At 43.7% G+C, this 12051-nt stretch carries 12 protein-coding genes; 7 read left to right on the top strand and 5 right to left on the bottom strand.

What is annotated here, in order from left to right; translation table 11 throughout:
* Positions 1 to 301 precede the first annotated feature (301 nt).
* A complete protein-coding gene (locus AC37HE_RS16855) occupies positions 302 to 613 on the top strand; it encodes a hypothetical protein (RefSeq protein ID WP_500784280.1) in 312 nt (103 codons plus the stop codon).
* A gap of 134 nt (positions 614 to 747) precedes the next feature.
* On the opposite strand, the gene AC37HE_RS16860 is transcribed toward AC37HE_RS16855, so the two are convergent.
* Positions 748 to 1278, bottom strand: coding sequence for an RNA methyltransferase (locus tag AC37HE_RS16860; protein WP_500784282.1), 531 nt, complete (start codon positions 1276 to 1278; stop codon positions 748 to 750).
* 33 nt (positions 1279 to 1311) lie between these two features.
* Positions 1312 to 2583, bottom strand: coding sequence for an arginine deiminase (locus AC37HE_RS16865; RefSeq protein WP_500784283.1), 1272 nt, complete (start codon positions 2581 to 2583; stop codon positions 1312 to 1314).
* Positions 2584 to 2841: 258 nt separating this feature from the next.
* Between AC37HE_RS16865 and AC37HE_RS16870 the strand changes: the two genes are divergently transcribed.
* Both AC37HE_RS16870 and thpR read left to right on the top strand, forming a co-directional pair.
* Complete coding sequence (locus AC37HE_RS16870; RefSeq protein WP_500784284.1) at positions 2842 to 3429, top strand: DUF4294 domain-containing protein; 588 nt, start codon at positions 2842 to 2844, stop codon at positions 3427 to 3429.
* Positions 3429 to 3989 (top strand): RNA 2',3'-cyclic phosphodiesterase, encoded by a 561-nt coding sequence (gene thpR, locus AC37HE_RS16875; RefSeq protein ID WP_500784285.1) that lies wholly within the window; start codon positions 3429 to 3431, stop codon positions 3987 to 3989. Before AC37HE_RS16870 ends, thpR begins: the two co-directional genes overlap by 1 nt.
* Positions 3990 to 3995: 6 nt before the next feature.
* Here the strand turns inward: thpR and AC37HE_RS16880 are convergent, their stop codons facing one another.
* Positions 3996 to 5429 (bottom strand): sugar transferase, encoded by a 1434-nt coding sequence (locus tag AC37HE_RS16880; RefSeq protein WP_500784286.1) that lies wholly within the window; start codon positions 5427 to 5429, stop codon positions 3996 to 3998.
* Between the two features lie 37 nt (positions 5430 to 5466).
* Positions 5467 to 6321 (bottom strand): hypothetical protein, encoded by an 855-nt coding sequence (locus AC37HE_RS16885; protein WP_500784287.1) that lies wholly within the window; start codon positions 6319 to 6321, stop codon positions 5467 to 5469.
* Positions 6322 to 6460: 139 nt separating this feature from the next.
* On the opposite strand from AC37HE_RS16885, the gene AC37HE_RS16890 reads away from it, so the two are divergent.
* From AC37HE_RS16890 to ispE, 4 genes are all read left to right on the top strand, one after another.
* A complete protein-coding gene (locus AC37HE_RS16890) occupies positions 6461 to 7111 on the top strand; it encodes a protein-L-isoaspartate(D-aspartate) O-methyltransferase (protein ID WP_500784288.1) in 651 nt (216 codons plus the stop codon).
* Positions 7112 to 7166: 55 nt separating this feature from the next.
* Entirely contained in the window at positions 7167 to 7805 is a 639-nt protein-coding gene (locus tag AC37HE_RS16895; protein WP_500784289.1) for an MBL fold metallo-hydrolase, read from the top strand.
* A gap of 146 nt (positions 7806 to 7951) precedes the next feature.
* Positions 7952 to 10816: an aminomethyl-transferring glycine dehydrogenase gene (gene gcvP, locus AC37HE_RS16900; RefSeq protein ID WP_500784290.1), complete on the top strand. Its 2865-nt coding sequence runs from the start codon at positions 7952 to 7954 to the stop codon at positions 10814 to 10816.
* 56 nt (positions 10817 to 10872) lie between these two features.
* The gene (ispE, locus tag AC37HE_RS16905; protein WP_500784291.1) at positions 10873 to 11685 is read left to right on the top strand and encodes a 4-(cytidine 5'-diphospho)-2-C-methyl-D-erythritol kinase; all 813 of its coding nucleotides are present in this window, start codon (positions 10873 to 10875) and stop codon (positions 11683 to 11685) included.
* Between the two features lie 45 nt (positions 11686 to 11730).
* Here the strand turns inward: ispE and AC37HE_RS16910 are convergent, their stop codons facing one another.
* Entirely contained in the window at positions 11731 to 12051 is a 321-nt protein-coding gene (locus AC37HE_RS16910) for a biotin/lipoyl-containing protein (RefSeq protein ID WP_500784292.1), read from the bottom strand.

Consider the following 12051-nt stretch of genomic DNA (forward strand, 5'->3'; position numbering starts at 1 on the left):
CGATAGCCTGGAGAAAGCGGTTTCTATGAAACCTGAATTGAAATCGACAATTGCGACTGACCTGGAATTCGCAAAATATTTCAACGACGCTCGTTTCCAAAACATCGTGAAGTAATTCACGTTTCACAATACAAAAGAAAGCGGTCTCTATTGGAGACCGCTTTTTTTATGCCTTGCTGGTTGTTAACCTAACCCGTTGCAAGAGCAGCTTAACTAACTCGGTTGAGGAGAGCCGTAGGGATCCGATCTTTCTAAAAGATCGGATCCCTAATCTGAAAAGACGGGTTGGCATGTCAATCCGGTGTCGGATGAAGGCTGTCTTGCATCAGATGACGACGATCCGGTGTCGGATGAAGGCTGTCTTGCGCCGGATGACGACGATCCGATGTCGGATGAAGGCTGTCTTGCTCCGGATGGCGATGATCCGGTATCGGATGAAGGCTGTCTTGCATCGGATGGCGACAATCTGGTGTCGGATGAAGGCTGTCTTGCATCGGATGACGACGATCCGGTATCGGATGATGATGATCCCGCGTCGGATAGGGTTTATCTTGTACAAGATGAAGGTAATCCGGTGCCGGATGAAGGCTGTTTGATGGGGGATGGTTTGTAAAACCGAGGGTGGAAAGGCTGGTAGCCGATGGCTTTACCCAGCAAAGCGTTCACTGCAGCCGGGTACCAAAAAGCCTGGTGAACTTCCGTTGTCGGGCGGTTCGCCAGGCTTTCGTATTTGTTCGCTAGGGCTGGTTAATACTTCATCTTCTTAAAGATGTCCCAAAGCACAATGCCGGCACTAACCGATACATTAAAGGAATGCTTGGTGCCAAACTGGGGAATCTCAATCGCTCCGTCGCAAATATCGACTACTTTCTGCTGAACCCCTTTGACCTCGTTGCCAAACACAAGGGCCACCTTTTCTTTGGCCTTGGGGCTGAACTCTGGCAGCATGATGCTGCGGTCTATTTGCTCGATGGCATACACGGTAAACCCATCGCTTTTGAGTTTGGCAATGGCTTCCTCGGTATGTTCGAAATACGCCCAGTTGACCGTTTTTTCGGCATCCAGTGCTGTTTTATGAATCTCCTTATTGGGTGGAGTCGCCGTAATACCGCACAGGTAAATCGAATCAACCAGCAGTGCATCCGAGGTTCTGAAAAAGGACCCGATGTTGTTGCAGCTTCTGACATTGTCCAAAACAACCACCAGTGGCATCTTTCCTGTTTGCTCGTATTCTTCCGGGTTTAACCGGTTCAGTTCGTTTGTTCGGAGTTTTCGCATTGTTATATCTTCTGTCGTATTGAAATCTCGGGTTTACCAGTTCACGTTTTTCCGGCGGAAGGGCATGGTCATACACCGGGCGCCACCGCCTCCGCGCGCCAGTTCCGATCCGGCAATGGTAATCACGCATTTCTTATTGGGCGTAATCTGTGATTTTCCATCAATAATGTCTTGCGCTTTAAGCACCTCGAAGCCGTTTTTATATAGGGCCTCTACTGTATTTACGTTGCGCTCGTAGCCAATAACCTGTCCCGGTGCAAATGCAAAGAAGTTGGCACCGCTATGCCACTGTTCGCGCTCCATAGTCCAAATATCATTTTTGCCGCCACAGTGGGTGGGTTTTAAGTCCATGCCTAACTTTTGCAGGGCCTTCACCAGGTTTTTATGCTCGGTAATTTTGGTTACCTCGCCATTTTCTACCTGGAGGTGAATCGTGTGGAAACGGTTTGTTCCCATAATCAGTGGTTCGTAAATCATGCAGGCATCGCGATCCAGGAAAGTAAACACCATGTCGAGGTGAATGAATGATTCCGGCAGGTCGGGTAACTCTTGCACCAGAATGTGGCGAATTGGTTCTTTACGTGCCTTGATATTTTCGAGGATGAAATCGATTCCCTGTGTTGAAGTCCGCACACCGCAACCGATCACCAGAACATCCTCGCGGGCAACCTGGAAGTCGCCTCCTTCAATTTTGATGTTGGCATCGCGCCCTGCGATGGTGGAGCGTTCTGCATTAACCGTCTTCGTTTTAATCAGCGGGTGGTGGTTGAAGATAGCTTCCATAATCAGCGACTCGCGGTCGCGAACAGCGTTGGCCATTTTCCCAATCAGCACCTCGTCGCGAAACGACATGGAGGCATCGCGGGTAAACAGGAAGTTGTGTAGTGGCCAAAGGCTGAAGCGTTCCTGGCTTAGGTAGCGGGTCAGATTATTGCGTTTGATTGGCACCCCCTGAATGAGTTGACGTGCCAGTTCTCCGTTCTTCAATTGAAGCAGGTCGGGTAGAATGTCGATTGCATTTTCGCGTGTGCAAATATCTTGAAGGAGCTGCTGTCTGATCTGCTCATCCTTTAAGGTTTCGGATAGCAAGTCGGTCACTTCGAATACCTTGCTTACTTTGGCTAAAACACCTTTCAGTTGCTTGTATTCCTCCGTGGCAACCGAAAGGTTCAGTATGTCGCTGTAAAGTGCACGCTTGGCTGTTTCTGGTGTCATCTCCTCCACCTCGAGCCCTGGAGTATGAACGATCACTCCTTCGAGTTCCCCAAACTCGGAAGTGACATTCACCTTCATCTTTTCATTCATAAATAACCCCTTTCTAAATTTTAGCACAAAGATAGTAAAGCCTGATTGAAGGAAAAGTCCTTCTAACGCCATCTTTTCAATTTAAATTCCTCGAAATAATCCGTTATAACTTCGTAATTTGAAATGAAAACCTGACGTAATTCGGACTTTCTGTGAAACTATTTTAAAGTTGGATTCCGATTAATAACTTGTTTTAACGCAGAATCTTTCGCCGACTGTTCGTTTTCGATTAATAAGGCATTATCTTCGTTGTGAGTCATGAAAGAGTTCGTTTGTATTATCATCTTTTCAATGTGCCTGGCTGTGGCCGGATTTGGGCAGCAAGCGGACACTGTTCACTATTTGAGCGGTGTGAAAGAGAATGGCGATACAATACCGCATGTCAGTTTGCAGCCTATTCCGGTCTTCCCTAAGCGACATTTTAAAAGCAAACGTCTGGAGCGTAAATATTGGCGATTGGCCATGAAGGTGAAGAAAGTGTATCCTTATGCCAAAATAGCTGCTAATCTCATGGCCGAATATGATGCTAAATACAGGGCTAACCCTGACCGTAAAACACGCAAGGAATATCTGAAAGATGCCGAAAAGGAATTATTCGACAAATACGGAGATCAGCTGAAAAAACTATCCATTTCGGAAGGCCGAATTTTAATCAAACTCATCGATCGGGAAACGCAGCATACCTCTTACGAGCTGATAAAGGATCTGAAGGGAGGGGTTTCGGCTTTCTTTTGGCAGGGAATTGCCAAACTGTTTGGTAATGATCTAAAGGCTGAATATGATCCGGTTGAAGAAGATAAGAATATTGAGGAAATCATCTATTACATTGAAGCGGGAGTAATCTGATGAAACGAATCTTTGTAGCCATTGATCTATATTTGGAAGAAGCTTCAGTTGCGCAGATTCGGCGTCTCAAATCGGAACTTTCCGAAGAGAATATTCGATGGGTAGCGTCTGAAAATTATCATATCACACTGCACTTCTTGGGGGATACTGATGCTGAAAATGAGAAGAAACTGATAGAGCTGTTAGGAGGATTTGCGAAAAAGCATCGGACTTTTTCTTTCGACCTGGGAGACCTTAACTACTTTAAAAAAGGGCATGCACCCCAAGTGTTGTTTATTGATGTTACGAATGCAGATAAGCTAAGAGAGCTGGCCGGCGATCTTCAGGCTTTATTGGTTGAACAGGGATATGCCAGGGCTGACAAGTCATTTCGTCCTCATCTGACAATTGCCCGTATGAAGAAAGTTGCCGATAAAACACATTTGATTCAGGCGGTCAGGAAGTGGGCTCAATTTCCGAAGCAAACAGTTCAAGTCAATGCGTTTGTTTTGTACGAGAGCATTCTGAAACCGGAAGGACCAACATATATTCCATTGCAATCCTTCAAACTTGCTAACTAACCTGATTTATTTCCCTTTGGCTGTGAATAGCTCCATGAAGCTGTAGATCATTATTTTGAAATCGAGATAGAGCGATGCATTTTTCAAATAAACCAGGTCGTAGGGCATCCGCTCAAGCATTTGCTCCAGGTTGGAGGCATAGCCATATTTGATTTGACCCCAGCTGGTTATTCCCGGACGAACTTTCTGCAGTAAACCAAATTGAGGGGCCTGTTGAGTTAGCTGGTCGACAAAATAACGGCGCTCGGGTCTAGGGCCAACAATCGACATATTTCCGACAATGACATTGATAAATTGTGGAATCTCGTCCAGATGGGTTTTTCGTAAAAATTGGCCAACCTTCGTGATCCGGGGATCATCCTTGCTTGATAATTTCGGTCCTTCAGCCTCAGCTGTTGTAATCATTGTCCGAAACTTGAAGATATTGAATGATTTTCCGTAACGTCCGATTCGTTGTTGTGCATAGAAAACCGGACCCTTGCTGTCGAGCTTTATTGCAACAGCGATGATGATGGAAACAGGGGCAAAAATAAGGATTGCCAGGATTGAAAATACGACATCAATAATCCGTTTGGTATTCAATGCCCATGCCGGCATGATACCATTCGAAATTTTGTAAAGCGGTACGCCGTAAAGGTTGTCATTTTTGGGAGCACCCGAAAGGATATCGTATAAATCAGGGATTCCCCAAATGGTTAGTTTGAAGCGTTGCAAAAGGATCAGTAGTTTGCTTAGTTGATTATGTTCGGAGGACTCAATCGTTATAATCACTTCTTCAATAGCGTATTTCTCAATAACTCCTGGGATATTGTCAATATCACCGAGGCAGATCAAATGTTCACTCAAGGGTGTTTCGTGTTCGTCTTCAATTTTTATGAAGCCTATAAATTGGTTTCCTGAGGGTTTCGATTGAGTTGTCAGGTTTTTGAACAGTTCTACAGCCTTGTTGTTCCCCCCAATTATTAGCGTGTTAAAACCAAAGCGGCGCTGATGAATTTTGGCGGTGATTGCACTGGTATGAATGACCCGGAAAAGGTAGGTGATGTAAAACTGAATGCCTAGAAAGACAAGAAAGGGCTTGTAGTAGCTTAGCTGGTTTGTTGTGTCAGAGTCGAGCAATAAGCAGAAAAACAGAATGACAGTTCCAAACAGGCAGTTGAAGAAGGTTTGGCTGAGCTCGATCAAGCGTGATTTTCGAAAAATGTTATTGTAATATCCGGTAATGTAATAAATCGTCACCCAGTAAAAAGGGAGAATAAGCAGGCACCAATAAAATTCAGAGCTAAAATTACTTGTTGTTCCTGCGGCCTGTTCTTCAATTAAACTTGTATGGTAGCTATAAAAAAAAGTCCAACTGATGCAAGCTGCTAAAACATCAAATAGCAGATAGGTTAGTACGGTTCTCGTTTTATTCATTCCGGTGGTGAAGATAACCAACATTTGAGATCAAAGTTAGAACGATGATCTCAAAAAGAAATTATCCAACGTGCCTGTTTTTATTGAAAAAACCATCCGAATAATTAATCTTCGATTTCAGGTTCCGGAAGATTTGGATGGCCTGGCACAAATGAGTTAGGTTTAGATTAACTGCGGGTTGTCTGTTAATCGTTTGGATGAGATTGCGCAGGGCGATTGTTTCGGTATCGTTGCTTGGCAAAAAGGATGTCGCATCGGCTTGAATTCGAATAGCCTTTGATCCCATGTTGAATAATTCAATCCCATTTTCCGCTTCACTAAAATGATTGGACAAAAGAATCCGGGCAACAGAGCCGGAACGGAAAACCAATCTCGCTTCAAGTATGTTTGAACCATCTTCGTCCGGGAGCGTCATTAAGTCGGCTTTTCGAAAGTCTCCGTTGTCGAGCAATACCAGGAGTAGTAACAGCTGTAGAAAGTTTGTTTCGTCCAGTTTGCTCAATGGTGCCGAAAGGCGAATATTTGCCAGAAACGGAGCTTTTACTTTTTCAATCTCAATGATGTTTTTTTCATTGAAAATGAGGGGCGTTGCCAATTGTATATTTGCTTCAGCTTCCAATGCGAGGTTATTCAAAAGTTTCAGTTCTTTTTCATCAAGCAAGGGAATTTTGTTGAAGTATAAGTGATTGCGGTTTCTTAAAGCATGTTTAAGGAGTTCGAATGATGGCGTCGTCTGATCAAAATAGCTGAGTTGGGAGTCTTTAATGAATGCTTCGGCCTGAAAGTGAAGCATTTTTTCAGTCAGCATATTATAACCGGCTAAAAAACCAATAACCTTTAATTCTTCAAATTTTTGAAGTTCAGTTCCCCGATGGGTACAAATTTCGTCAGCCGATATAATCCCGGTTTTGATCATACCGCAAATTAGAAATAAAAAGCTATTTTAAAGCTTTGGTAGGAATACAACTTTTCAACCAGCCGTCGTTGATAATGTTGAATCCGAAGGCCGAGCCAAAACGCAATTTAAGCTATTTTTATACCCAAAAATTAACGCAATGAACCCGCTGGATACGCTGAGACATCAGGGATTGAGAAAACGACTTGTTGAAGGATTGAAAATTAAAGGAATAAAGGACGAGAAAGTTCTGAATGCGATTTCAAAGGTGCCGCGCCATTTATTTATGGATAGTGGTTTTATTCAGTTTGCCTACAAAGATCAGGCTTTCCCGATTGGTGCCGGACAAACAATATCACAGCCCTATACCGTGGCCTTTCAATCCTGGTTGCTACAAATACAACCCAACGAGAAGGTGCTTGAAGTTGGTACTGGATCAGGCTATCAGGCTGCGGTTTTGCTCGAGTTGGGGGCAAATGTTTATACCATTGAACGGCAACGCGAATTATTCCTGAAGGTGCAACAATTGCTTCCGGAGTTGGGGTACTTTCCTAAGTTTTTCTATGGAGATGGCTATAAAGGACTCCCGACTTACGGTCCTTTTGATAAGATTATAGTGACTGCCGGTGCTCCGGTTATTCCTCAGGATTTATTACAGCAATTAGTTATTGGCGGGCGGATGGTTATTCCGCTGGGACCTACCGATCGGCAGACGATGACGGTAATTACACGCAGCTCTGAAAATGATTTTAAAAAGGAAACACACGGAACATTTGTGTTTGTTCCCATGTTAAAGGGCACAGAGAAATAATCAATTAAACGGGTTTTATTTGCGCAGGTGAATGAAACTCAAATTCATTCAAAACATGATACAGGTTAAAAAATTTACGTTTAATCAACTTCAGGAAAATACATACGTGTTATACGACGAAACCGGTGAGTGCATTATTGTTGATGCTGGATGCTATTTCGATTACGAGCAAAAAGAGTTGTCGGATTTTATTGAAGAGAAGCAATTAACACCGGTGAAGCTCGTGAACACACACTGCCACTTAGATCATATTTTTGGCGTTACTTATTGCCGTACAACGTATAAAATTCCCTTTTTAGCGCATCAGGACGATTTATTTTTGGTTGAAGGATTTGTGGCTTCCGGTGATCGGTGGGGAGTTCCGGTAGAACCGGTTGACGGTCCCGATGCATTTATTGATGAAGGTGACCAGGTTGAGTTTGGAAATTCAAAGCTTCAGCTGATCCATGTTCCTGGCCATGCTCCGGGGCATTTGGTGATTTATAGTCCGGAACAAAAATTTATGCTGGCCGGTGATGTGCTGTTTTACGGTAGTATTGGTCGAACCGACTTGCCTAAAGGAAGTTACGAGCAGTTGATATCGAATATTCAGCAAAAGTTGTTGGTTTTGCCGGAAGAGACAGTTGTGTACAGTGGTCACGGACCGGAAACGAGTATTGGCTTCGAAAAAGCTTCCAATCCTTTTTTAACTTAAGCCTGAAAAAGAGATTGTTCCGTAACTCGATATTTATTCGGCATCGGAAGGAGTATATTGGATGAATACGGTAAAAATCATTTTTTACGCGGTATCTTCGAATTAATATTGGCGCACTCATTTTATCGTTTATAAAAACAACAAACATGGCAAGTGATAAATTTGTGGCCCGTCACATTGGGCCTCGTGAATCTGAAGTTGATGCAATGTTGACACAAATAGGTGTGTCTTCGCTTCAGGAACTAATCAATCAAACTGTACCTGAAAATATTCGGCTCGAGAAGCCTCTTCGCTTGGAAGATGGTTTAACCGAACGACAATATTTCCGAAAAATATTGGCCCTTGCGAAGAAAAACAAAGTATTCAATACTTACATCGGGATGGGCTATTACGATACGATAACGCCTGCTGTAATTCTGCGTAATGTATTGGAAAATCCGGTTTGGTATACTTCATATACTCCTTACCAGGCTGAAATATCACAAGGACGTTTGGAGGCTTTGCTGAACTATCAAACGATGATATGTGAGATGACAGCCATGGAACTGGCGAATGCTTCTTTATTGGACGAGGCTACTGCTGCTGCCGAAGCAATGATTATGATTTTGAATTCGCGAAGCAGAGCACAAGCCAAAGCAGGTGCCAATGTTGTGTTGGTCGATAAACACATGTGGCCACAAACGCTCGATGTGTTGCATACGCGGGCAGTTCCACTTGGAATAGAGTTGAAGATCTCCGAAGTGTCTGATTTCGATTTCAATGAAAATGTTATTGGAGTGATGTTGCAATACCCGAATGCAAACGGAGAGGTGATTTCGTATGCTGAAATTACCGAAAAAGCGCATCAGATTGAGGCTAAAGTTGCTGTCGCAACCGATTTGATGAGTTTGGCTTTGCTAACTCCTCCAGGCGAATGGGGTGCGGATATCGTGTTTGGTAGCTCTCAACGCTTTGGTGTTCCAATGGGGTACGGCGGACCACATGCTGCTTTCTTTGCAGCCCGCGATGCATTTAAACGAAACCTGCCGGGACGAATCATTGGTGTTTCGAAGGATATACATGGGAATCGTGCTCTGCGGATGGCTTTACAAACACGTGAACAACATATTAAGCGCGAACGTGCCACTTCTAATATCTGTACAGCTCAGGCTTTATTGGCAACGATGGCCGGGTTTTATGCGGTGTACCACGGCTCGGAAGGTATTCAGCAAATTGCTGAACGTATTCATTGCATTGCAGTGCTTCTGGAGAAGGAAATTACGGCTTTGGGATATACGCAAAAGAATGAAAATTACTTCGATACTATTCGGTTCTCACTGCCTAAGCATGTGAAGGTCGAAGATATCGAATGGTTATCGTTGGAGTTGGAGATGAACTTCCGCTATTTCGATAATGGTGAAGTTGGTTTGAGTATCGATGAAACGACGAACCTGGAAGATATTAACTGGATTATCGAAGTATTTGCGAAGGCGGCCAATAAGCGTTATCCGATGATTAATAGCTATCCTGAAGAAGAGAAATTAACCGGTACGCTGAAACGTACCTCATCTTTCCTGGCTCAGGAAGTGTTCCAAAGATACCGTTCCGAAACGGAAATGGTTCGGTATATCAAGAAACTGGAGCATCGCGATATCTCGCTGACTCATTCTATGATTCCATTGGGATCTTGTACCATGAAGTTGAACGCTGCAACAGAGATGTTGCCATTGAGCTGGATTGAATTTGGTGGGATACACCCGTTTGTGCCGAAAAATCAGGCTCGGGGATACCAGGAGATGATGGAAGAACTGCGTCGTGATTTATCCGAAATTACCGGTTTTGCTGATGTGAGCTTGCAACCCAACTCCGGTGCAGCTGGCGAATATGCCGGCTTGATGGTTATTCGCCAATATCACTTGAGTCGTGGAGATCATCAACGTAATGTTGTGTTGATTCCCTCGTCTGCTCACGGGACGAACCCTGCGAGTGCTGTAATGGCCGGAATGGAGGTTGTTGTTGTCCCTTGCGATGAACGTGGGAATGTTGATGTTGAAGCTCTACGCCTGAAAGCTGAAGAATATAAAGATACGCTGTCGGCCTTTATGGTAACTTACCCGTCTACACATGGTGTATTCGAGGCCTCAATTGTTGAAATGTGTGCTATTATTCATCAGAATGGCGGTCAGGTATATATGGACGGTGCCAATATGAATGCGCAGGTTGGCCTAACGAATCCAAAGCGTATCGGTGCCGATGTGTGTCACTTGAATTTACACAAAACCTTTGCGATCCCTCACGGGGGAGGTGGTCCTGGTGTTGGTCCGATTGCAGTTGCTGAGCATTTGGTCGACTTTTTACCTTCTCATCCTGTGATGAACAACGGTCATGTTGGAATCTCAGCAGTTTCGGCAGCTCCTTGGGGGAGTGCTTCTGTGTTGCCAATTACTTACGGCTATATCAAAATGTTAGGAGCTGATGGTTTGACTCGGGCAACTGAAATGGCGATCCTGAATGCGAACTATATTGCTTCAGCATTGGAAGATACTTACGGGATTTTATATACCGGTGAACAGGGACGTGTTGCACATGAAATGATTCTGGAGTGTCGTCATTTTAAAGGAACCAGCGGCATTACGGAAGCTGATATTGCCAAGCGTTTAATGGACTATGGTTTCCATGCTCCAACCTTGTCGTTCCCGGTTCATGGTACTTTGATGGTTGAACCGACCGAAAGTGAGTCGAAGCAAGAATTGGATCGGTTTATTGAAGCACTTTTAAGCATTTACCAGGAGATTCAAAATATTATTGAAGGTCAATCTGACAAAGCTGATAACCCGCTGAAAAATGCGCCTCACACAGCAGATTCAGTAACTTCCGACGAGTGGGAGCATAGTTACAGCCGTCAAAAGGCAGCATTTCCTTTAGCCTGGTTGAAGGAAAACAAATATTGGCCTCCGGTAGGACGAATTGACGATGCCTATGGGGACCGTAACTTGGTTTGTACATGTGCTCCAATTGAAACATATCAATAAAATGTCAACTAAATGAATTGCATTGCGTAAAATTGAGGTAAGGAAATAATAAAAAGATGATTACTTATCCCATTGCCAAAATAAACCTGGGCTTGCTGATCACTGAAAAGCGCCCGGATGGTTTTCATAATTTGGAAACCGTTTTTTATCCAATTCAGATGCAGGATACCCTTGAGGTTATTGAATCTGATGAGTTTCAGTTTACTGTTTCCGGAATCGAGTTAGATGGAAATCCGGAGGACAATCTGGTTGTGCGGGCATATCGCCTGATCAAGGATGACTACCAAATTCCGGATGTTAATATACATTTGCATAAGAATATCCCGTCGGGAGCAGGTCTCGGAGGTGGATCATCGGATGCTGCTTATATGCTTCGTGCTTTGAATGAACTTTTCAACCTTGAAATTGATCAGGAAAAGTTGATGGCTTATGCTTTGCAATTGGGTAGTGACTGTCCGTTTTTCTTGCAGGAGAAACCCGTTTTTGCAACCGGACGGGGAGAGAAGATGATTGAAATTCCACTTTCGTTGAATGAGTACTACCTGGTATTGGTGAAGCCGCCGGTACATGTTTCTACAGCTTTGGCTTACCAGAATATTGTACCTCAGAAACCAAGATTATCGCTTAGAGGTTTGGTCGGATTTCCGGTGAACAGGTGGAAAGGCAATGTGTTGAATCACTTTGAGAAGTATGTTTTTCAAACTTACCCAGAGGTAGAGCAAATTAAGAAGACGCTTTATGATCAGGGGGCAGCCTTTGCGTTGATGTCAGGTAGTGGATCGGCTGTTTTTGGCTTATTCCGCTCGGAAAAGCGAGGAATTGAGAAACTGTTCCCGGAGGATTATAAGGTGTTCAGGCAGCGTTTGTAAATAGCATATCAATAAAAAAGGGGCTTTAAAGGCCCCTTTTTTATTTTATTTAGCTGCGATTTCAATCATTAGAAATCCTTTCGGAATCCTGTCTCCGGTTTTCACGTTTACTTTGGCAATCTTGCCATCAAAAGGTATCTGTACAACATTGTGCATTTTCATTGCTTCCAGAATTAACAATGGATCACCTTCTTTTAAAACGTCACCAGGTTTTACAAACACATCGATAATCGTTCCGGGAATAAATGAAAAGAGTTGGTTTTCATCTGGTTTTTCCCATTTCTGACGATTCCGGTATTTGGTTGTATGTTCGGTTTTGTACACGGCACTGTGTACAATAATCGTTTCGTACTTTTCTTCTTGCAT

Source organism: Mangrovibacterium sp. (assembly GCF_059905295.1).

What these genes read in the sequence shown, in the direction of transcription:
- AC37HE_RS16860 (WP_500784282.1), bottom strand. Translation starts at nt 1,278, where the DNA reads ATGCGAAAACTCCGAACAAACGAACTGAACCGGTTAAACCCGGAAGAA.
- AC37HE_RS16910 (WP_500784292.1), bottom strand. Translation starts at nt 12,051, where the DNA reads ATGCAAGAAGAAAAGTACGAAACGATTATTGTACACAGTGCCGTGTAC.
- gcvP (WP_500784290.1), top strand. Translation starts at nt 7,952, where the DNA reads ATGGCAAGTGATAAATTTGTGGCCCGTCACATTGGGCCTCGTGAATCT.
- AC37HE_RS16870 (WP_500784284.1), top strand. Translation starts at nt 2,842, where the DNA reads ATGAAAGAGTTCGTTTGTATTATCATCTTTTCAATGTGCCTGGCTGTG.
- AC37HE_RS16880 (WP_500784286.1), bottom strand. Translation starts at nt 5,429, where the DNA reads ATGTTGGTTATCTTCACCACCGGAATGAATAAAACGAGAACCGTACTA.
- ispE (WP_500784291.1), top strand. Translation starts at nt 10,873, where the DNA reads ATGATTACTTATCCCATTGCCAAAATAAACCTGGGCTTGCTGATCACT.
- AC37HE_RS16865 (WP_500784283.1), bottom strand. Translation starts at nt 2,583, where the DNA reads ATGAATGAAAAGATGAAGGTGAATGTCACTTCCGAGTTTGGGGAACTC.
- thpR (WP_500784285.1), top strand. Translation starts at nt 3,429, where the DNA reads ATGAAACGAATCTTTGTAGCCATTGATCTATATTTGGAAGAAGCTTCA.
- AC37HE_RS16885 (WP_500784287.1), bottom strand. Translation starts at nt 6,321, where the DNA reads ATGATCAAAACCGGGATTATATCGGCTGACGAAATTTGTACCCATCGG.
- AC37HE_RS16895 (WP_500784289.1), top strand. Translation starts at nt 7,167, where the DNA reads ATGATACAGGTTAAAAAATTTACGTTTAATCAACTTCAGGAAAATACA.
- AC37HE_RS16890 (WP_500784288.1), top strand. Translation starts at nt 6,461, where the DNA reads ATGAACCCGCTGGATACGCTGAGACATCAGGGATTGAGAAAACGACTT.